Here is a 20,384-nt window from a genome sequence, read left to right as displayed (position 1 = left end):
AAAGGTGGCGGCTAGACACTCTGATTTTCAAACCTCGATGCAATCAGACGTTCGTCGTTAAAACTTACCTGTGCGACGTATCCAAGCTATGGCTGTTTACTTGGATAATTCAACGCCTTCTTGGTTTTGCGCTTGCGTATCGCACAGGAAATTCTGCTAGGCTTTGGACTTAACGGAAATGCCTAATCGGTGGCGGCATGATAGAAAGACACATCGCGACACTTTTGGCCCTGGAAGCCATTGACCGGAACGGCAGTTTCACTGCCGCAGCGCAAGAGTTGGGCGTGTCTCAATCCTCGGTCAGTATGAAGATCGTAAGGTTGGAACGCGATCTGAAAGTCCGTCTTGTCGAGCGTACGACCCGTTCAGTTGTCCTGTCGCAAGAAGGCAAAATGCTGGTTGAGGCGTCCAGAAGTGCCATCGGTGAACTCGAGAACGCGTTGGCTGACGTCCAGAACCTGCAAAAAGAAGGAGTGCTGGTCGTGGAGGTGCTCAGCTCCCTTGCGTCGAAATGGTTGATACCGCGCTTGGGTGGCTTCCACAGCCAAAACTCGGACGTAACCATTAATGTGAAAGTTCAGGATGATCAGACTGAACCGCTGAGCGCAGATTCAGATTTATCCCTGCGAATTGCCAGCTCTGCACCGCCCGGAATTCATTCAGAGTTTCTGACCTATGAAGCAGTGTTTCCTGTGTGCTCTCCAGAACTTGCGCGTGAGTTTCAGGGGATGTCACTGTCCGAAGCTGCCAAGCGCGTTCCTCTACTGGATGATCGTATGGCGCTGGAAGATGGTAGCGGATGCAACTGGCAGGAACAATTTCCCAGTGTAGCTGTTCCAACAGAGGCCTCCGGAGGTCAGCGATTGGTGTTTGATCGCTCTGATCTTGCACTTCAGGCGGCTGTCTCTGGACAGGGTTTGGCCATCGGTCGAACCTTTCTGTGCCTGGATGAAATCGAAAGTCGCGCCCTGGTTGCCCCATTTGGTGTGACGTCCCGGCTGAAGTGGGGATATTATCTGGTCAGCCGCAAGTCACTCCACGATTGGCCCAAGTTTCTACGCTTCAGAGCGTGGCTAATGGACGAGTTACAAAAAATTCATGAACAAGCTAAGGCGCTGAAAATATGTTATGATTAGGAACTAATTACTCCTAAACTGGATTAATCAAAATTTTGATAGCTTAATAATTTGCCGGGAGACGCCCATTTCCTCACAATTTCGTCAATGGCGGCGAAACTGGAGTCGGTCACATGACCAAGACACCCGATCTGAAGGAATACGCGACATTCGCGGGGCACCTGGCCGACCTCAGCCGATCTGTGGCGCAGCGGGAATTTCAGAATATACCCGCGTTTCAAAACAAGCAGGACGGATCGCCGGTTACCGCTGCGGATAAGGCTGTTGAGGCCGAATTACTGCGTGCTATCCGCGAACAATATCCCGATCATGGCATTTTGGGAGAAGAAAGCGGCAGCAGCAATCTCGACCGCGATTTTGTCTGGGTCGTGGACCCAATTGACGGCACCAAATCCTTTGCCACCGGGACATCGACCTTCGGAAGCCTGATCGCACTTTGCTATCAACAAAAGCCCGTTGTGGGCGTAATCGAACTGCCGGTTTCCGGCTGGCGTTATTTCGGAGTCGAAGGTGAACCGACAACCTTCAACGATACCCCTGTAACCACCCGTAAGGATCTGACACTGGCGGATTGTGTTCTTTCAGCCAGCGGCGGTGAGTTTTTTCGCGGGCCTGCGCCGCGCTCTGGGTTCGAAGCGCTGCGGCTGCAATGCGACTGGACTGTGTATGGCGCGGGATGTTCCGCGTTTGGATCGCTGTCACGTGGTCTGATCGACATTTGTCTGGAAGGCGCAAATCTGGCCACTTTCGATTTCTGTGCGCTTGCACCGATCGTTGAAGGTGCCGGAGGACGGATCACCGATTGGCGCGGGCAGCCCTTTTCGCTCGTCGCCGACATGAACCACCGTGCCGAAGGCGTCGTCGCCACGGGGGACGCCAGACTGCACGACGAAGTACTAAGCATACTAAACGCCTGACGGTTCGCTGGATAGCCCGGGCACCCTACTGAAACTTAACGTCCAACGAGGAGAAACCCATGAACAGGATTTTTGGAATGGCACTGGCGGCGGGCATGAGCCTGGCTGCACTTGCTGTACCGGCAGCGCAGGCAGAAACCATCCGCGTTGGCACAACCTGCACCTACTTTCCTTTCAACTTCAAGGATTCTGACGGTAATCTGTCGGGCTATGATGTTGATGTGGCGAAGGAAGTGGTCAAGCGCATCGGCGCGGAAGTCGAGTTTGTTTGTCAGGCGTGGGATGGGTTGATCCCGGCCATCCTGTCAGAGAAGTTCGATCTGATTGTTGCTTCGATGTCGATTACGCCCGATCGAATGAAGAAACTCGATTTCAGCGTCCCCTACCGGATTTCAGAAGGGCGTCTGATCGGTCGTGTCGATGCTGAGCACAAGCTGTTCAACGAAGACGGCACTCCGATTGTCGAAGCTTTTGACGGGCTGCGTCTGGGCCTGCCGCGGTCTTCGGTCTATGACCGCTGGACCGATGCATTCCTGCCCGAGGCCGAGATTTTGGGCTATGACAGCCCGGATTCAATGTATCTTGATCTGCAAAATGGCCGCGTTGATCTGATCTTTACCAACCCGATGAAAGCGCATCTGAGCTTCTTGTCTGCCGATGGTATCGAAGGGTTTGAGTTTGTAAGCCCCGCCATTAACGACCCGGAATATTTCGGAACAGGTGCAGGCATCGCATTGCGCAAGGGCAATGAAGATCTGCAGGCACGTCTGGATGCAGCTCTGACCGAAATGCGCGAAGACGGTACGCTGGACGAGTTCAGCCTGCGTTACTTCCCCTTTGCGATCTACCCCGAATCCTGAGGGTAATGCGACGCTCTGGTGCGGCGCAGGGTTGCTGCGCCGAGCCATCACATAAGCAGGGTTCAATAAACGAGCCCTGCCGCGCTGCCCTTCCGCAATTGGGATACGATTGTCATGCAAGAAGTAATGAACTGGTCGGATGAGTTTCTTGCCGGCACGTTTGTGATCATCAAACTCTTTTTCGTCTCTTTGGTGATGGTGATTACGTGGGGCCTGTTGGGCGCAACGGCGAAACTGTCGAACAGCCGTATTGCGCGGGGTATCGCAAACGGGTTCACGGTACTGTGCCGGGGAACCCCCGAATTTTTGCTGCTCTTGATCGTCTATTTCGGATCGGCCGTGACGCTCACGTCCATCGCGCGCGCCATAAACCCCGAAATCCGCTTTCTCGATATTCCGCCATTCTGGGCAGGGGCCTTTGCCATTAGTCTGGTGATCGGCGCCTATGCCACCGAAACCTTTCGCGGCGCGTTTCTGGGCATCGACAAAGGGTATATCGAAGGGGCCAAGGCCCTGGGCATGACCCGGTTTCAGGTGTTCTGGAAGCTGCGTGTTCCGATGATGTGGCGTCTGGCGCTGCCCGGGTTTGGTAACCATCTGCTGTCGCTTCTGAAGGACACCGCGCTGGTGTCGGTGATCGGGGTCGAAGGGATACTCTTTACCGCGCAGCAGGCCTCGTCGGTCAATCACAAGCCGTTCACCATGTATCTGACGGTCGCGTTCATCTTTCTGGCGCTGTCGACGGTCATCGTCGTGACGATGAAATGCGTTGAAAAATACGCCTATCGCCATTTGGAGGCCGCACGATGACCTTCGAAAGCTCTCTAATCCTCGAAAGCCTGCCGCGCCTTATGGATGGGTTGTGGGTGACGCTGCGACTGTTTGTTTTGGCGCTGACATGCGGCACCGTTTTGGCCGTCGGAATGGTTTTGCTACGAATCTCGTCGCGCAAGTACCTGTCATGGCCGGTGATGGCCTATATTTACGTGTTTCGCGGCACGCCAATTCTGGTGCAGCTCTTTGTCATTTATTACGGGCTCCCGCAGTTGGAATTCATCCGCACCGGACCGTTGTGGCCTTTCTTCCGCGAACCCTTCTTTTGCGCCTGGTTCGCACTGACCCTGAATATTGGCGCCTATACAACCGAGATTTTCCGGGGCGGCATTCTGGGTGTGAACAAAGGCCTATTAGAGGCGTCCAAGGCTTTGGGCATGACCTATACGCAAACGTTCCGCAAAGTGACGGCACCTATTGCATTCAAACTTTGTCTTCCTGCGTATAGCAATGAGATGATCAGCGTTCTGAAGGCCACAGCCCTGGCCAGTACGGTCACGATTTTCGATGTGACCGGAGTAGCTCGCAAGATCGTGGCGGAAACTTTTGCGCCTTACGAAATCTTCCTGTCAGCGGCCATCATCTATCTGATCCTGGCCTGGATTATCCAGAACGGCGTGCGCCTGCTTGAGCGGCGGATCAGCCGCTATGCCAACTGAACATTGAAAGTGTAGCCATGCAAAACAATCCACCCATCATCTCGCTCAAGAATGTTCACAAGTATTTTGGCGACTATCACGCGCTGAGAAACATCAATCTCGATGTAGAAGAAGGTCAGAAAATTGTCGTCTGCGGCCCATCAGGATCTGGAAAATCGACCATGATCCGCTGCGTCAACGGGCTTGAGCAGCACGATGAAGGGACCATTATGGTCAACGGGCATACGATGAGCTCGGATGAAAAGATCGGCAACCTGATCCGTCAGGAGGTCGGCATGGTTTTCCAGTCCTTCAATCTGTTTCCGCATATGAAAGTGCTCGACAATCTGACGATGGCGCAACGTATGGTGCGCAAGAAAACGAAGGCCGAGGCGCGGGACACCGGGATGAAGCTGCTTGAACGGGTTGGCATCGCGGCACAGGCTGACAAGTTTCCCGGCCAATTGTCGGGTGGGCAGCAACAGCGTGTCGCGATCGCGCGTGCGCTGTGCATGAACCCTAAGGTTATGCTGTTTGACGAGCCGACATCGGCGCTGGATCCAGAAATGATCAGCGAAGTGCTTGACGTGATGACCGAGCTTGCCCGGGACGGCATGACGATGATCTGCGTTACCCATGAAATGGGATTTGCGCGCTCGGTCGCTGACCGCATCGTCTTCATGGATCAGGGCGAAATTGTCGAAACCGGCGAGCCCGAGACCTTCTTTGCCAATCCAGCGCATGCGCGGACACGGGCATTTCTCGATCAAATCATCTCGCACTGAAACGGTTGACCTAAACGGAGGGTGAACATCATGCAAACCGAACAGGCAGCCCGCTTGGTTCACAACGCTCTGATGCAAAACACCACGTTCCCAGACAGCCTGTCGCGGCAGTTTACCTTGGAACAGGCCTATGATGTTCAATTTGAACTGCTGAAACAGCGCGAGGCAGCTGCCGAAACCCATGCCGGATGGAAAGTGGGGCTGACTTCAAAGGCGATGCAGAAACAGCAAGGTGTTCCGGAACCATGCATGGGCCATTTGATGGTCGAAGGGCATCTTACTAGCCCATGCAGGCTTGAATTCGACACGCTGATGGCACCGGGATTCGAGAATGAGCTGTGTCTGCGCCTGGGGCAACCGCTTGTTGGGGAAGTCAGCTATAACCAAGCCCTGAATGCTATCGAAGCCGTGGCACCGGCTATTGAAGTTATCGAAAAACGTGGCGTGTTTGCTGCGGATTTGCCGCTGGCCTTTGCCGGAAATTCCCAACAACGCGCCTTTGTGACAGGTGACTTTCACCCGATGAACATCGGGACAGATCTGGCTGAGATTGAGGTTGAGGTATCGGTAAATGGCGTGTCGCAGGAGCGTGCCATGGGGGCTGAGGTTCTGGGCTCGCCGGTGAACTCGGTCGTCTGGCTGGCGGAGATGCTGGCCAGATATGGCCGTAATCTGAAACCCGGCGACCTGATCATGTCTGGATCATTCACCAAGCAATATCCCGTCGCCAAGGGTAATCGGGTGTGCGCCGAGTTTTCGCAGTTTGGGCGCGTGGAAATTGAATTCGGGTAGAACACAATGGATCTGGGACTGACAGGAAAACAAGCAATTGTCTGTGGCGGTAGCCGCGGTTTGGGGCTTGCCTGCGCGCAAGCGTTGGCTGGCGAAGGGGTGCAGGTTCTGATCGTTGCGCGCAACCCGGATCGTTTGCGCATCGTTGCCGAGGATTTATCAGGAAATAGCGGCGTCGAAACCCGGTGGCTCTCGGCAGATGTTACTTCTGAGGCGGGTCAGGCTGAAATTTTTGCCACGATGCCCGTACCGGATATTCTTGTCACCAACTGCGACGGCCCGCCTCCGGGCCAGTACACCGACTGGGACGAGGCGGACTGGCAAAAAGCCCTGCACGCCAACATGATCAGCCCGATTTCACTGATCAAGCGGGCGTTGCCCGGGATGATTGATCAGGAGTTCGGCCGTATCGTCAACATCACCTCGTCGGCGGTCAAGGCACCGATCCCCGTACTGGGTCTGAGCAACGGCGCCCGTGCCGGTCTTACCGGCTTTGTTGCAGGGCTCGCTCGTGATGTGGCCAAACACAACGTCACCATCAATAACCTGCTGCCCGGCCCGTTCGAAACGGATCGTCTGACCTCGGTCCTGAAAGCGCAGGCGCAGATGCAAGGCCGCGCGCTTGAGGAGGTACGTCAGGAATGGCTGGACGCGATCCCGACACGTGCCTTTGGCCAGCCTGAGGAATTTGGCCGGACCTGCGCGTTTCTTTGCGCGTCAAACCACATCAACGGGCAAAATGTGCTGCTGGATGGCGGCGCGTATCCCGGTGTTTTCTGAAAGGAGCCGATTATGCTGCAGCGTTGCCTTCCGTCGTCCATTGTCGACACGCTGGAGGATTCTCCGATCATCGACGTTTTGCGGATTGGTCAGGAAGTTGAGGGTATCATTCCCCTTTGGCTTGGTGAGAGCTGTTTTCCAACCGACACGTTAATCACTGAGGCCGCTGTCACAGCCCTGAGGAATGGCAGGACATTCTATACACCCAACCGCGGCATCCCAGAGCTGCGCGAAAGCATCGCGCGCTATTACCAGCGCATATATGACGTATCTCTGTCGGATAACCGGATCAGCGTTGCCAATTCAGGAATGCATGCAGTCACAATGATCTCGCGCGCCGTGCTTGAGGCTGGTGACAATGCGATCCTGATTACCCCTTGCTGGCCGAATGTCGATCGGGCGATCCGGTTGCTCGGGGGAGAAATTCGAGAGGTTCCCTTGGATCTGCGCGAGGATCGTTTTGAACTGGATATGTCCAAGGTCGAAGCGCAGATCGACGGTCGAACCAAGCTCATCTATCTGTCGTCGCCGTCGAACCCGACGGGCTGGACCATTGACGAGCCACAATCGAGGCAGCTTCTTGAACTGTCGCGCAGAACCGGAATCTCCATTCTGTCCGATGAGGTTTATCAACGGCTCAGTTTCGACAATGAGATGGGACCGACCATGCTGTCCTGTGCCGAGCCTGATGACGCGCTGTTTGTCGTCAACTCGTTTTCCAAGGCCTGGTCGATGACGGGCTGGAGATTGGGGTGGATGGTCTATCCGCAGGTCTTTCACGATTCATTCGAGAAACTCTCCCAATTCAGCATATCCGGCTCGCCCGGATTTGTTCAGATGGGAGGGGTGCAAGCTCTGGATCAGGGCGACGATCTGGTGGGAAAATTGCGCCGCCACTGCATAGAGGCGAAAACCCATGTCGAAAAGCGCCTTGCCGAACTTCCTGGGGTGTCTGTCATTCCCAGCATGGGCGGGTTCTACACCATGTTCAAAAGCCGCAAAACCACGGACAGCGTTTCATTCTGTAAGAATGCCGCTCGAAATACCGGCGTCGGTTGCGCGCCGGGTGCAGCCTTTGGTGCGGGTGGGGAAGGGTTGGTCAGGCTATGCTATGCACGTGACCTTGATACACTGGATGTTGCGATCCAGAGATTGGCGTCGGCGTTGTAAGCTTTCTTATTCCAGTAACCAGATTGGCATGTCTTTATTGGGTGGTCTGGGTTGAAATAAACCCGAGAACATCCAATTATTTTCGCCCAGTGAGGATCTTGGCCAGATCGGGTTCAACCTTTTGGGATTGCTCAAGATCGAGGCTGTTTTTAATGTGAAGAAGGTGGTGTTGGATGTTGTCTTCGGCAGCTTGCGGATCACCACTCACGATTGCATCAATGATCGACGCGTGTTCGTCATCGGGGCAGGAGGAATCCTTGTTGGTCCCGAATAGCGCTACGATCAAAGATGATCGGATAACCAGTTCCCGAACGACGCGAGTAAGTACCGAATTGCCATGGCATTTGGCCAATTCGACATGAAATTCACCAGAAAGCCTGATGATTTCAGTTCGGTCATTCCTTGCCCGTGCTTCATCTTCTTTTTTGATGTGAGTTCGCAGCGCATTGACGCCCGTGCTGCTGATCTCGTGAGTCAGTTCACGCACGATGCCGGTTTCGATCATTAGACGGGCTTCAAATACCTCGCGGGCTTCGTCAGGGCTGGGGCAGGCGATAAAGGCGCCGCGATTGGAGCGCAGTTCAACGATACCTTGACTGCTTAACAACAACAAAGCTCGGCGGACGCGCATCCGGCCAACACCAAATGTCTCACATAAGGTTTGTTCGCTCAGCTTGGTTCTGGGCGCGAGCTTCTGTTCCATGACGGCGGAGTAAATCCGATCCACGATCATCTGTTCGTCAGGATCAGTGCGCAGTGTATCGAGTGTCTGGTCAGTCGCGTTCGTCATCTCGTTCCGCATCGGTGGAAATGCCTTGAAGATTTTTAATAGCCGCAAGGTCGTACTCTGACAATATATCGGCTGAATGTTAACAATATCAATAACAGATAGGTCAAAAAATGTTGACAAAGATTGTTAACAATGCAGAACTTTACGGCATCACCGGGATTCGACCTGTGACTTTTTAGTTGTTCAAACGCCCGGAAGAGGCGTCGAAACCTCAATAGGGAGGAAATAATGAAACGCAGAAATCTGATGAAATCATCGGCTGCTTTGGCTTTGGCCGTGTCCGTGTTGGGATCGACCGCCTGGGCGGAAAACCCGGTGCTTAAGATTGGCTTTGTCGGTGTGACCTCTGGTCCGGCAGCGGCCTGGGGGATCTCCAACCAACGCTCGATGGAAGCGCGGGCCGATTGGATCAACGAGGCCGGCGGCTACAAAATTGGTGATACGACCTATGACATCGAAATCGTGTCATTCGACGATCAGAAAGACCCCAAGCGCGCAATCGCCGGTATGGAAAAGATGGCGCAGGAAGGCATTCACTATGTGGTGGGACCCAACGTGGATGATGGCGCCGCAGCGGTTCGTCCTGTCGCTGAAGCGCAGGGTATCATGTATTTCCCTTATGCTTTCCCAAAGGAGCTTTATACCGCTCCGGCTTCCAATGCCGTTCTGGGCATGGTCGCGAATTATCAGTCCGGGCCTGCCATTTATAAACATCTGCGGGATGAAAAGGGCGTTAAGACCGTAGCATTTGTTGCTGCAAACGAATCCGACCCACTGAGTCAACGGGACGGTGGTGTTCAAGCTGCCAAATCTCTGGGGCTAGACGTTGTGTCGGACAACGTAACCTATCAGGTGGACACCACCGATTTCACGCCGGTCCTGACACCAGTTATGCGCACGCAACCTGATCTGCTGGTTCTGTCGGGTGTCTCACCGGCCAATGCTCCTCAGTTGATCCGGTCCGCGCGTGAGCTTGGCTTCCAGGGTATCATCTCAACCGAAACCGCGCAGGATGCGACGGTTCTGCGCGAAGGTGCGGGCGATTTGGCCAACGGGTTTATCTCCGTCGGCGGTGCTTCGACGCCCGAGATAGCCTCGGATGACATGAAAGAATTCGTCAAACGCTACACTGATATGTTTGGTGAATATAACGACGAGTCCAATACCAAGGTGTACGCGCTGGAGTATATCCTTGCGACCTTGAACGCCAATCCGGCAGGCATCGACGATGTGAAGGAATTCCAGGCCACAATGGATACGTTCGAAGCACCCAACCCCTTCATGAAAGGCGACGCCAAAATGAGGTATGTTGGAACAACGTCGTTCGGGCAAAAGCGCCAGATTGCGGTTCCGCTTGTGGTGAACGTATACCAAGACGGAGCGTTTGAAACGCTCTTTGTCGCTGAAGTTGACTGAGGCCAACCTCCCCAACTAGGCGAAAGCCTGACAGGCCTCAAACCCACCCGGGCTGATGATCAGCCCGGGACACCCGAACCTTACGCGGGACTCTCATGGAACAGATATTAGCAAATGGCATCTATCTGGGGGCGCAATATGCGATGATCGCCCTGGGATTGACGCTGATCTTTGCCCTGATGAACGTACTGAATTTTGCTCATGGGCAGATGTATGTTCTTGGCGGCTTTGTCACCTATACCTTCTACGGACAACTTGGCTGGCCTTTCGTAATTGCGCTGTTGGCGTCCTGCATCACGCTGGCCGTGCTAGGTGCGTTAATCGAACGGTTTTTATTTGCACCGGTTATTCGACGATCATCCCGCGAGGAAAGCACAATGCTTTTGGCCGCTGGGTTGGCGTTTCTGTTCGATGCGGTCATCCTGTTGGTTTTCGGCGAAAAACAACGCGGTGTTCCCAAGATTGTCGATGGCGTCTTCAATTGGGACTTCAGGCTGATCATGCCCTATGACCGGATCCTGATCTGTGTGCTGGCCATTCTGTCCATCGTCACCTTCATCCTGTTCATGCAGTATTCCAAAACGGGACGTGCCTTGCGAGCCTTGGCTCAGGACAGGACGGCAGCGCAGTTGATGGGCGTGAATGTTGCCCGGTATTCCATGATCGGATTTGCCCTGGGCGCAATGCTTGCCGGACTGGTCGGCGGATTGCTGGTGACCATCACTGGCGTCAACCTTGGCATGGGCGGGCCGACCTCGATCAAAGCCTTCATGATGGTGATGATTGGCGGTGCCGGGGTAATCTCCGGTGCGATTGCTGGCGGCATCATTCTGGGCTTTATGGAAGCCATCGGTCTGGCTGTCCTGTCGCAATACGGCGATATCACCTATCTGCTGATCTTCGTTTCACTGATGATTTTCCTGGCCATCCGCCCGCAGGGTCTGATGGGCAAACCGTGGGGATAATGCAGTGCCGAAACTTTCTATGATCCAATGGTCGGGTGTAGCGGTCTTTCTGCTTGCCACCTTTATCGCGGTTCCTGGTTTTATCGCTGCCACCGGGCGGTCTGACCTTTATTATACGCTAACGTCAGTGGCACTGCTGTCCATTGCCAGTGCTGGGGTCTGGCTGACGTTCTATATCGGCCGCATCAATATCGGTCAGGGTGCCTTTGCCCTGATCGGAGCTTATGTTTCGGCCATTTTGGTGACCAAAGCGGGCATCTCGTTCTGGCTGTCCCTGCCGTTGGCGGGACTCTTTGCAGCAGGGGTTGCCGTTTTGATCGGCCTGCCGATCCTGCGGCTGCGGGGTGTGTATTTTGCGATGATTTCGCTGGTGCTGACACAGGTCGTCACACTAACGGCACTGGCCCTGCCTATCACCAACGGTGCCAAGGGGATCACCTCAATCCCGCTACCGGGAGGGGTGTCGATCCTGGGCATTCCGCTGATCCCGGATTTTGCAACGCTGGAGAACCCAAGACTGGCTTTCTACTATGCCGCCTGCGTACTGATGGTGCTGACTTTTGCCGCTATGTACCGGCTGGTGAATTCTCGCCTTGGACACCTGTGCCGGTCGATGCAGCAGAATGAAGAACTGGCCAGCTCAATCGGTGTAAATATCTCGTATATCCGCGTCATCATCTTTGCCATCTCGTCCTTTCTGGGCGGCATCGGTGGTGCGATGTTCGGGTCGATTGCGCAATCGGTCTACCCGTCAAGTTTTCAGGTCGCCGACAGTGTGAACTTCATGCTGAACTGCTTCCTGGGTGGTCTGGGCTACGTGTTTGGCCCGATGCTGGGCACGCTGGTACTGTATTTCGGATGGGACCTGCTGTTCGAACTTGGTCGCTTCCAACTGCTCGCCTATTCCAGCCTGCTCATCATCCTGATGCTGTTCCTGCCCAATGGGCTGCTTAGCTTGCGAGTGCCAGGTAAGAAGGGAGGTGACAAATGAGCCATCTTCTGGAGGTTCGCCATGTTACCAAGAAATTTGGTGGCCTGACCGCGAACAGCGATATCTCGTTCAATGTGAATGAGAACGAAATCCTGTCGGTGATCGGGCCAAACGGGGCTGGCAAGAGCACGCTGTTCAAGATGATCTCATCTTTCCTGCCGACCACGGCGGGCGAGGTACTGTTCAAGGGTGAAAGGATTTCGAACCTGAAACCGCATGTGGTGGCCCGCAAGGGTGTTGTCCGCACGTTTCAGGAAACGACGATCTTCAAATCCATGACCGTGCGCGAAAGCATTATTGTCGCTCAGCACCTGCGCGCGCGCGCCTCGTTGGCGGGGTATTTCTGGGGTACGAAAACTGCGCATGAGGACGTCGACAGCTTTGGGCAATATGCCGACGACTTGATTGATTTCCTTGGTATGACCGAGATCGCCAACGAACAGGCCTCGAACCTGCCGCAAGGCAATCTTAGGGCGCTTGGGATCGCGATAGGTCTGGCCACCGATCCCAAAGTCCTGCTGTTGGATGAACCTTTTGCAGGCATGAACCACGACGAAACCATGAAAATGGTCAATCTGGTGCGCAAGGTTCGCGATGATCGGGGTGTCACCGTGTTGCTGGTGGAACATGACATGCCGGCGGTTATGAACATCTCGGATCGGATTGTCGTGCTGAACTTTGGCGAGATGATTGCCGAGGGCTCGCCCGAGGAAATCCAGAACAACGAAAAGGTCATCGAAGCCTATCTGGGCAGTGCTGACGACGAGATCGGGATCTGAGCCATGACAAAGATGTTGGATTTCAAAGATGTCGAGCTTTACTACGATCACGTCTACGCCCTGAAGGGTGTCTCGATTGATCTTGAGCAGGGCGAAACTGTCGCTCTGATCGGTGCCAATGGTGCGGGCAAAAGCTCGATCCTGCGGGCCATCACCGGGCTGGCCAAAATCAAATCCGGCTCTGTCGCGTTTGAAGGAGAACAAATCGCCCGGGCAAATCCGGCCGAGATTGTCTCGAAAGGTATCGCCATGGTGCCCGAGGGAAGGCGCGTGTTCCCTTATATGTCGGTCAAAGACAACTTGCTGATGGGGGCCTTTACCCGTTCAGACAAAGCGGATGTACAGCGCACGCTGGATTCGGTTCTGGAACGGTTCCCACGTTTGAAAGAGCGCTATTCGCAATCCGCTGGCACGCTGTCCGGCGGTGAACAACAGATGATGGTGATCGGTCGAGCCCTGATGGCCAAGCCACGTTTGCTGTTGTTGGATGAGCCTTCGCTGGGCATTGCGCCCAAGTTGGTTCAGGACATAGCCCGCTCGATTGTGGCGATCAATCGCGACGAGGGTGTTTCGGTACTGTTGGTCGAACAGAACTCGCGCATGGCGCTGTCGATCTCGCATCGTGCCTATGCGCTGACCACGGGAAATGTGGTGATCTCGGGCAATTCAAAAGAGCTTTTGACCGACCCCCGTATCAAAGCCGCCTATCTGGGCGGGGAAGTGTGAGGACGTTGTGAAATTGCTTGTCGTCAACCCCAATACCACCAGTTCCATGACGCGAAAGATCGCGGCGGCGGCCCGTGCGGTTGCACATCCAGATACCGAGATTGTTGCGGTCAATTCACAAGACGGCCCTGCGAGTATTCAAGGATATCTGGACGTTTCAACCTGCGTGCCAGGCTTGCTGGACGTTGTTTCGCAATTTCCGGACGTGGATGCCATTGTGGTGGCCTGTTTCGATGACACGGGCGTCGATGCTGTACGTTGCATCACGACGGCGCCGGTCATTGGTGTAGGAGAGGCGGCATACCATGCGGCTTCCATGATCAGTCCAAAGTTCAGCGTCATCACGACATTGTCGCGCTCCCTTGCCGGGTTGGAGGCGAACCTGTTGCGCTATGGTCTGGATCGCCGTTGTGTTCGGGTGCGGGCATCCGATGTACCGGTTCTGAAGCTTGAGGAAAACGATCCCAAGACCGTCGATAAAATCCGGTCGGAAATTCGGGCGGCGATAGATGAAGACAGGGCTGAGGCCATTGTTCTGGGGTGTGCAGGGATGACAGACCTGATGTCGCATCTGTCGGAAGAATTCGGTTTGCCAGTCGTTGATGGCGTCGCCTGTGCGGTAACTTTTGCAGAAGCTCTGGTCAAAGCCAGGTTAACGACGTCCAAGCTTTGTTCCTATGCATGATCAAACTATTTAGATGGTCAATGGCTGATGACACCATGACACCGATCGCAGTCGCAGTCGCAGTCGCAGTGGCGGCCGTAATATATGCGATTTCGGTATATCACCTTCCTTCATCGGCCTCGGATTTCCGCCTTCGATAGTAAAAAGCCTTTTCTATCGTCGCCGGTTTCGGCGCAAAACGACCCCACAGTGCACTGGGCTATCACCCGCAAGCTCCTGAAACCAATATTCCGATGGATTACAGGCCGATGATGCACTAACAATCAATTTGGACCAGTCAGATGAGGCTGCTCATCAAGGCCGCGCGTAAACGGTTTCGTATTCCGCGATGTCAATTTGCCACCCTTGTGGCCAGCTTGTTTTTGTGAAGGCAAAAGCCTGTGCACGACCTCTTTGGCCGATAGTTATTTTGCGACAGATCTGCCCGCACCGTTCTTGCGCATTGTCAGGCCAATGCGTTTTCGCGGCACATCCACCTCAACGACTGCGACCTTCACGACCTGTCCGGTTTTGACCACCTCATGCGGATCCTTGACGAACCGATCAGCCAGTTGACTGATATGGACCAGCCCATCCTGATGCACGCCGATATCCACAAAGGCACCGAAGGCAGCAACATTGGTAACCGTGCCTTCAAGAACCATTCCTGGTTTCAGGTCGGTGATGTTTTCGACACCATCCGTAAATGAGGCGGTGACAAAACTGGGACGCGGATCACGACCCGGTTTTTCCAGTTCGGCGAAAATATCCTGAACTGTTGGCAGACCAAAAGTATCGTCTACGAATTGCTCGGCCCTTAACCCTTTCAGCGCACCGTCATGGCCCATGATCTGTCGAATATCCCGGCCACATGCCGAAACAACCCGACGGGCAACGTCATAGGCTTCAGGGTGGACCGAAGACGCATCCAGCGGTTCTGCGCCGTCGCGTATGCGCAGAAAGCCAGCGCATTGTTCATATGCGCGTGGGCCAAGGCGGGCGACCTTAAGAAGCTCTTTGCGCGATTGAAATGCGCCATTCAGATCGCGGTGCATCACAATTGCTTCGGCAAGGACAGGCCCCAAACCTGACACATGAGAGAGCAGGGGAGCTGACGCCGTGTTAAGGTCGACACCCACTGCGTTCACGACATCCTCGATAACCGAAGCCAAGGATTGCGATAGGCGGTGCTGGTCCACGTCATGTTGATATTGACCGACACCAATTGATTTCGGCTCGATTTTCACCAGCTCTGCCAGCGGATCTTGCAACCGGCGTGCGATCGACACTGCTCCACGTAGAGAAACGTCAAGATCGGGGAACTCGCGCGCGGCCAGTTCCGAAGCGGAGTAAACTGAGGCACCAGCCTCGGACACAATAACCTTGGTAGGTGCAGCTGCGGATTTGGGCAGCAGTTTCAGTGCGTCCCCCACTAATTTTTCGGTTTCACGGCTGGCCGTGCCGTTGCCGATGGCGATCAGTTCGATTTTGTGAGAGGCGATCAGATTCAAAAGGGTTGTCTGAGCGCCGCGCAGATCGTTTTTTGGTTGAAATGGATAGAGTGTATCCGTTGCAACCACCTTGCCCGTGGCATCAACTACGGCTGCTTTGACGCCGGTGCGGATGCCCGGGTCAAGACCAAGCGTTGCTCGTGCACCAGCGGGGGCGGCGAACAGCAAGTCTTTGAGGTTTCGGGAAAAGACCTGAATGGCCTCTTCTTGCGCACGTCCACGCAGGTCGGCCATCAGCTCGACCATCATTGACAGGGACAGCTTCACCCGCCATGTCCACCCGGCCACCTTGCGTAGCCATTTATCGGCAGGACCATCGCCACGTGTTCGCAAATGGGCAGCGACAATCGCTTCGGCCCGCGCGGCACCTGTTTCAGGCTCGGGCGCAATGTCCAGCGTTACAATCCCTTCCTTCGAGGCGCGTAGCATCGCCAATGCACGATGCGATGGGGTCTTGGCCCACAGCTCGGAGTGGTTGAAATAATCGCTGAACTTCGCGCCTTCTTGTTCCTTGCCGTCAATCACCTTTGAGGTCAGCACGGCCTCGCGCTGCATAAAATTGCGTAATTCGCCCAACAGAGCGGCGTTTTCAGTTAACCGTTCCGTGATGATGTCCCGTGCACCGTTCAGCGCGTCCTTGAGAGTTGGCACCGCTTCAGTGATGTAATCCTGAGCCAGAGCCTCGGGATCGGCAGAACGGTCTATCAAAATGGCGTTGGCCAGCGGTTCCAACCCGTTTTCCCGCGCGATCATCGCCTTTGTGCGACGCTTGGGTTTGTAGGGCAGGTAGATATCTTCCAACTGCGCCTTGGTGTCTGCTTGTGCGATGGATTTGGCCAGCTCGTCAGTCAGCTTGCCTTGTTCCTTGATCGACCCAAGAATGGTTTCGCGCCGCGCCTCCAACTCACGCAGATAGGTCAGGCGGTCTGACAATGTGCGCAGTTGGCCATCATCCAACCCACCGGTTACTTCCTTACGGTAACGCGCGACGAAGGGGACGGTGGCCCCTTCGTCCAGCAGTTTCACTGCGGCGCCTACCTGTTCGGGGCGGGCGTTAATCTCGGTGGCAATGGTGCGGGCGATGCGGTCCAAGGAGGCCTCCTGAAAAAGTCTGGAGGGACTTCTTAGCCAGCCACATCCCTAAGGGAAAGGGGCTTTACGATGCGTGCACCTTTCCGTCCAGAGAAAGAAGATCTTCATGTAGTGTTTTGGCGATTTCGACATATCCGCGCTCGGTGTTGCGCGCCCGGGCGGCAAAGCGCCGTTGTGAGGGTAGGCGTGCGCCCTGATCGAGGATATCGGCAAACAAGCGCTCGGCGCGTGCGTTGTTTTCCGCCGTCCGGCCGCCGCTGAATTGGGCAGGATCGAAGGCCAGTATGATCTCGCCGTGATAGGGCGCGCCACCTGCACCTTCGGCAAACTCCATGCTTTCTAGGCTGGTCAGATCGTCGATCAACGGACCAGCCAGAAGCTCGATCATAATGGAAAGGGCCGAGCCCTTGTAACTGCCGAAGGTCAACATCGCGCCGTCCATTGCGGCCTGCGGATCGGTGGTTGGGTTGCCGTCTTTGTCAATGGCGACCCCTTCGGGCAGAGATTTGCCCGCACGGCGATACAGCTCGATCTCACCGCGGGCAAAGGCACTGGTGGCAAAATCGAAGGTGTACGGATCTTTGCCGTGCCTTGGCCAGCTGAAGGCCAGTGGATTGGTGCCGAGGCTGCCGCGTGTGCCGCCTGCCGGGGCCACCCAGGAATGGCTGGGTACCATTGCTATTGCGGCCAGACCTTCGGCGGACAGCCGTTCCACTTCGGGCCAGAGAGCCGAGAAGTGGAAACATCGGTTGATCGCCATCGCGGCCATACCATGGGTGCGGGTCTTTTCGATCAACACAGGCAGCGCTTTTTCGAAGGCCAGTAGAGACATTCCACCCTGTGCATCGACTCGAACGATTGCGTTGTCCGATGGCGCAAGAGCGGGTTCTGCATGCCCGTCGATTTTTCCGGCCTTGATCGTATCGGTGCACATGAACAGGCGGAATAGCCCGTGCGACTGGCAGTCGTCGATCTGACAGGTGGCCAACATGTTGGTGATTGCTGCGGCATGATCCGCCCCGAAGCCGGATGCGGTTAGAATGGACAGGCTTAAATTTCGGATTTCATCCAATGTCAGTCTGACTGTTTCGCTCATGCCACGCGTCTCCCTCTTCTGCGATGAGACAAGGAATAGCGGGACAAGACTGGCAAAGGGAACCCGGTTTCCGCCGGGCTCGGTCTTAACCCGGTATTTCTGCTTGCAGATATGCGATCAGGTTGGAGATGTCCTTTTCTTTCGTCAGGCCTGGGAACTGCATTTTGTTGCCCGGGATGGTACTGCGGGGATCGGACAGGAATGTGGTCAGGGTCTCGGCAGTCCAAACGATACCCGACTCTTTCAAAGGTGCAGAATAGCGGAACCCGGCGGCCTGTCCAGCCGTGGCGCCGAAAATGTCGTGCAGCGATGGACCGACCGAATGACGGTTTTCATCCAGTTTGTGGCAGGCGCTGCATTTGCGGAAGACTTTCTTGCCCGCTTTGGCATCACCCGTGACTGCGGCGACGGCAATCGGGACTGCACTGGTCACTGCGGCCTGTTCGCCGTCTAAATTGAAAATCAGCCGCGCGGTAACAGGTACAGTCCGTGTTATGCTGGGCAGACCGGCAAGCTCCATCAGCTTGTCCACCCCGGCGTTCACGCCAGCATCCTCGGTGCTGATGAACACCATGTCATTGGTCGACACCATCACCGAAGTATCTGAAAGGCGTGCCACAAACATTTCGGCGTCAAACGCCACATCTGTTCCGACCAAAGATAACAAGGCATCGACATCGACAAGGGCTGTTTCGCCAACGCTTAGGCTTGAGACCTCGGCCATATCAAACTTTGCCTTAAGTGAAGCCGTGCCCGCTTTGCGGAACACATGTTCGATCATCCGTTCATTGCGTATGTCGACATTGGTCTCGATCGAGGACAGGTCTATTTGGATCTCGGCCTGACCATCGGGGGTTACATGACCGCTGAGACCGGTGAAAAAATTAACCTCACCCACAGTGTCTTTCTTGATGGTGCCATAGGCAAGATGAGAACCTTCGGGTGCCAGAGTCCACGTCTCGGCCAGCGCCGGGGTTGCAACAATTGCCGACGCAATCGTGACTGCCTTCAACAGAAGTTTCATTTCATTCCTCCACGGTATTGTGTCAGTCCTGACCTCGCGGGCCTGGCCCGTAGAAGGCAAACACAAACAGGTCGCGATTTATTCGATGGGTGGTGAAATTAGTTCAGAACAGGCTGTGCGGGGCGCGATCCAGGCGCATTCGAAACGCGTTTGGCGGTTCGGGTTGGCGTTGTCCGGAGCATCCGATGTAGCTGACGATCTGTTGCAATCCACGTGTTTGCGCGCGCTGGAACGGCACCACCATGTCACCTCGCACGACCGGTTGGACAGCTGGCTGATGACGATCTGCCGTTCAATCTGGCTGAATGAGGTGCGCGCGCGCTCGGTTCGCAAGGCGCAAGCCCTGACCTCTACTCCCGAGGCAGAACTAATTTCGCACCAACCGGATTCTGAAACGAATATTTTCGCCGCTGAAGTGTTTATACAGGTGATGCAACTGCCAGAAGCACAGCGGGAAACAGTTATGCTCGTATTTGTCGAAGGCTACAGTTACCGCGAGGCTGCTGCGTTGCTGGAGGTTCCGATTGGAACTATCATGAGTCGATTGTCCAACGCTCGGCGGAAACTGAAAACAGTGATGCAGCATGAGTCGGCAGATGCTGTTCAACGGAGTGGCAAATGAAGTTCTCCGATGAGACGCTACTGGAATATCTGGAAGGCAAGCTGGATGAATCCGGGGCCAACGCAATTGAAAGTGCGGTTGAAACGGACCCTGATTTAGAATTGCGCCTGATGGCGCTGGACCCGTATGCACCAGCGGTTCAGGCGGTATTTGATCGTTTGTCTGCAGAAACGCCACAGATTGATTTGCCTGAGCCGGTGTCCCAGGCACAGCCTGTCTTTGGCGGGTTGCGGTTGCTGGCCGTGGCGGCCTCGGTTGCGATAATCGCCGTTTCCGCAACGTTTTGGACCACACGTCCAGAGCCACTGGGTTGGGCAGAACAGGCGGCGATTTACCAGTCGCTTTACGTCCCCAAGACAATTGCGTCGTTGGACAATTCACCCGAACTATTAGATGCGCAATTCTCGTTGGCCGAGGAACAATTGGGCCGCGGGCTCAACCGCGATGCGCTTGCGGCGCTGCCCGGGATGGAATTGAAACGCGCGCAGGTTTTGGCGTTCGAAGGTAAGCCACTCATACAGGTTGTGTTTGCCGATGCTCAGGGCCGACCCTTTGCCTTCTGCATTATCCGCCAAGGGGATGATGCGCCAAACATGGGTGTCGAGCAGGAGATTCTGAGCGGGTTGGCTACGGCCACATGGTCACAGGACGGTTTCGGATACATGCTGATTGGCAGCAGCGACCAGATTGATCTGAGCAGGCAACTTGAATTTCTAACTGCGAGTTTCGCAAGTTAAGCACGTAATGCGCAAAAAACGCCTTGTGAACTGACATAATTCCCAGAAATATACGGGGC

Annotated in this window: 21 protein-coding genes; 17 read left to right on the top strand and 4 right to left on the bottom strand. The window is 55.1% G+C overall.

Features of this window, described 5'->3' with window-relative positions; all coding sequences use genetic code 11:
• Nucleotides 1-197 precede the first annotated feature (197 nt).
• The 9 genes from ACR0D7_RS16435 (at nucleotide 198) to ACR0D7_RS16395 (ending at nucleotide 7,912) form a co-directional block, all read left to right on the top strand.
• Nucleotides 198-1,136, top strand: a complete 939-nt coding sequence (locus tag ACR0D7_RS16435; protein WP_480679986.1) for a LysR family transcriptional regulator — start codon at nucleotides 198-200, stop codon at nucleotides 1,134-1,136.
• A 113-nt stretch (nucleotides 1,137-1,249) separates the two neighbouring features.
• Nucleotides 1,250-2,053 carry an inositol monophosphatase family protein gene (locus ACR0D7_RS16430; protein WP_480679985.1) on the top strand — a complete coding sequence of 268 codons (804 nt, stop codon included), beginning with the start codon at nucleotides 1,250-1,252 and terminating at the stop codon, nucleotides 2,051-2,053.
• A gap of 59 nt (nucleotides 2,054-2,112) precedes the next feature.
• Nucleotides 2,113-2,913, top strand: coding sequence for a transporter substrate-binding domain-containing protein (locus ACR0D7_RS16425; protein WP_480679984.1), 801 nt, complete (start codon nucleotides 2,113-2,115; stop codon nucleotides 2,911-2,913).
• A 114-nt stretch (nucleotides 2,914-3,027) separates the two neighbouring features.
• The gene (locus tag ACR0D7_RS16420) at nucleotides 3,028-3,723 is read left to right on the top strand and encodes an ABC transporter permease (protein ID WP_480679983.1); all 696 of its coding nucleotides are present in this window, start codon (nucleotides 3,028-3,030) and stop codon (nucleotides 3,721-3,723) included.
• Entirely contained in the window at nucleotides 3,720-4,406 is a 687-nt protein-coding gene (locus ACR0D7_RS16415) for an ABC transporter permease (RefSeq protein WP_170574528.1), read from the top strand. Before ACR0D7_RS16420 ends, ACR0D7_RS16415 begins: the two co-directional genes overlap by 4 nt.
• A 17-nt stretch (nucleotides 4,407-4,423) precedes the next feature.
• Nucleotides 4,424-5,170, top strand: coding sequence for an amino acid ABC transporter ATP-binding protein (locus ACR0D7_RS16410; RefSeq protein ID WP_480679982.1), 747 nt, complete (start codon nucleotides 4,424-4,426; stop codon nucleotides 5,168-5,170).
• Between the two features lie 30 nt (nucleotides 5,171-5,200).
• Nucleotides 5,201-5,962, top strand: a complete 762-nt coding sequence (locus tag ACR0D7_RS16405) for a 2-keto-4-pentenoate hydratase (RefSeq protein WP_480679981.1) — start codon at nucleotides 5,201-5,203, stop codon at nucleotides 5,960-5,962.
• Nucleotides 5,963-5,968: 6 nt separating this feature from the next.
• Entirely contained in the window at nucleotides 5,969-6,742 is a 774-nt protein-coding gene (locus ACR0D7_RS16400) for an SDR family oxidoreductase (protein ID WP_480679980.1), read from the top strand.
• Nucleotides 6,743-6,754: 12 nt separating this feature from the next.
• Nucleotides 6,755-7,912: a pyridoxal phosphate-dependent aminotransferase gene (locus ACR0D7_RS16395; RefSeq protein ID WP_480679979.1), complete on the top strand. Its 1,158-nt coding sequence runs from the start codon at nucleotides 6,755-6,757 to the stop codon at nucleotides 7,910-7,912.
• A gap of 76 nt (nucleotides 7,913-7,988) precedes the next feature.
• On the opposite strand, the gene ACR0D7_RS16390 is transcribed toward ACR0D7_RS16395, so the two are convergent.
• Nucleotides 7,989-8,702 (bottom strand): GntR family transcriptional regulator, encoded by a 714-nt coding sequence (locus ACR0D7_RS16390; protein ID WP_480679978.1) that lies wholly within the window; start codon nucleotides 8,700-8,702, stop codon nucleotides 7,989-7,991.
• 228 nt (nucleotides 8,703-8,930) lie between these two features.
• Between ACR0D7_RS16390 and ACR0D7_RS16385 the strand changes: the two genes are divergently transcribed.
• The 6 genes from ACR0D7_RS16385 (at nucleotide 8,931) to ACR0D7_RS16360 (ending at nucleotide 14,264) form a co-directional block, all read left to right on the top strand.
• Nucleotides 8,931-10,118: an ABC transporter substrate-binding protein gene (locus tag ACR0D7_RS16385; RefSeq protein WP_480679977.1), complete on the top strand. Its 1,188-nt coding sequence runs from the start codon at nucleotides 8,931-8,933 to the stop codon at nucleotides 10,116-10,118.
• Nucleotides 10,119-10,213: 95 nt separating this feature from the next.
• The gene (locus ACR0D7_RS16380) at nucleotides 10,214-11,083 is read left to right on the top strand and encodes a branched-chain amino acid ABC transporter permease (protein WP_170384332.1); all 870 of its coding nucleotides are present in this window, start codon (nucleotides 10,214-10,216) and stop codon (nucleotides 11,081-11,083) included.
• Nucleotides 11,084-11,102: 19 nt separating this feature from the next.
• The gene (locus ACR0D7_RS16375) at nucleotides 11,103-12,074 is read left to right on the top strand and encodes a branched-chain amino acid ABC transporter permease (RefSeq protein ID WP_480679995.1); all 972 of its coding nucleotides are present in this window, start codon (nucleotides 11,103-11,105) and stop codon (nucleotides 12,072-12,074) included.
• The gene (locus tag ACR0D7_RS16370) at nucleotides 12,071-12,853 is read left to right on the top strand and encodes an ABC transporter ATP-binding protein (RefSeq protein ID WP_480679976.1); all 783 of its coding nucleotides are present in this window, start codon (nucleotides 12,071-12,073) and stop codon (nucleotides 12,851-12,853) included. Before ACR0D7_RS16375 ends, ACR0D7_RS16370 begins: the two co-directional genes overlap by 4 nt.
• A 3-nt stretch (nucleotides 12,854-12,856) precedes the next feature.
• Entirely contained in the window at nucleotides 12,857-13,579 is a 723-nt protein-coding gene (locus ACR0D7_RS16365; protein ID WP_480679975.1) for an ABC transporter ATP-binding protein, read from the top strand.
• Nucleotides 13,580-13,586: 7 nt separating this feature from the next.
• Nucleotides 13,587-14,264: an aspartate/glutamate racemase family protein gene (locus ACR0D7_RS16360; protein ID WP_170384338.1), complete on the top strand. Its 678-nt coding sequence runs from the start codon at nucleotides 13,587-13,589 to the stop codon at nucleotides 14,262-14,264.
• A 404-nt stretch (nucleotides 14,265-14,668) separates the two neighbouring features.
• On the opposite strand, the gene ACR0D7_RS16355 is transcribed toward ACR0D7_RS16360, so the two are convergent.
• From ACR0D7_RS16355 to ACR0D7_RS16345, 3 genes are all read right to left on the bottom strand, one after another.
• The gene (locus tag ACR0D7_RS16355) at nucleotides 14,669-16,846 is read right to left on the bottom strand and encodes a Tex family protein (protein ID WP_480679974.1); all 2,178 of its coding nucleotides are present in this window, start codon (nucleotides 16,844-16,846) and stop codon (nucleotides 14,669-14,671) included.
• Between the two features lie 64 nt (nucleotides 16,847-16,910).
• The gene (locus ACR0D7_RS16350; protein WP_480679973.1) at nucleotides 16,911-17,942 is read right to left on the bottom strand and encodes an Ldh family oxidoreductase; all 1,032 of its coding nucleotides are present in this window, start codon (nucleotides 17,940-17,942) and stop codon (nucleotides 16,911-16,913) included.
• 85 nt (nucleotides 17,943-18,027) lie between these two features.
• Nucleotides 18,028-18,966, bottom strand: coding sequence for a c-type cytochrome (locus tag ACR0D7_RS16345; RefSeq protein ID WP_480679972.1), 939 nt, complete (start codon nucleotides 18,964-18,966; stop codon nucleotides 18,028-18,030).
• Between ACR0D7_RS16345 and ACR0D7_RS16340 the strand changes: the two genes are divergently transcribed.
• Both ACR0D7_RS16340 and ACR0D7_RS16335 read left to right on the top strand, forming a co-directional pair.
• The gene (locus ACR0D7_RS16340) at nucleotides 18,941-19,588 is read left to right on the top strand and encodes an RNA polymerase sigma factor (RefSeq protein ID WP_480679971.1); all 648 of its coding nucleotides are present in this window, start codon (nucleotides 18,941-18,943) and stop codon (nucleotides 19,586-19,588) included. The two genes, ACR0D7_RS16345 and ACR0D7_RS16340, sit on opposite strands and share 26 nt — an antisense overlap.
• Nucleotides 19,585-20,325, top strand: coding sequence for a hypothetical protein (locus ACR0D7_RS16335; RefSeq protein WP_480679970.1), 741 nt, complete (start codon nucleotides 19,585-19,587; stop codon nucleotides 20,323-20,325). The genes ACR0D7_RS16340 and ACR0D7_RS16335 overlap by 4 nt, the downstream gene beginning before the upstream one ends.
• The last annotated feature ends 59 nt before the right edge of the window (nucleotides 20,326-20,384 follow it).

The sequence above is a fragment of the Ruegeria sp. BB7 genome, assembly GCF_056539365.1.
The sequence above is the reverse complement of the archived record's forward strand: the minus strand, read 5'-3'. Positions and strand labels throughout refer to the sequence as shown.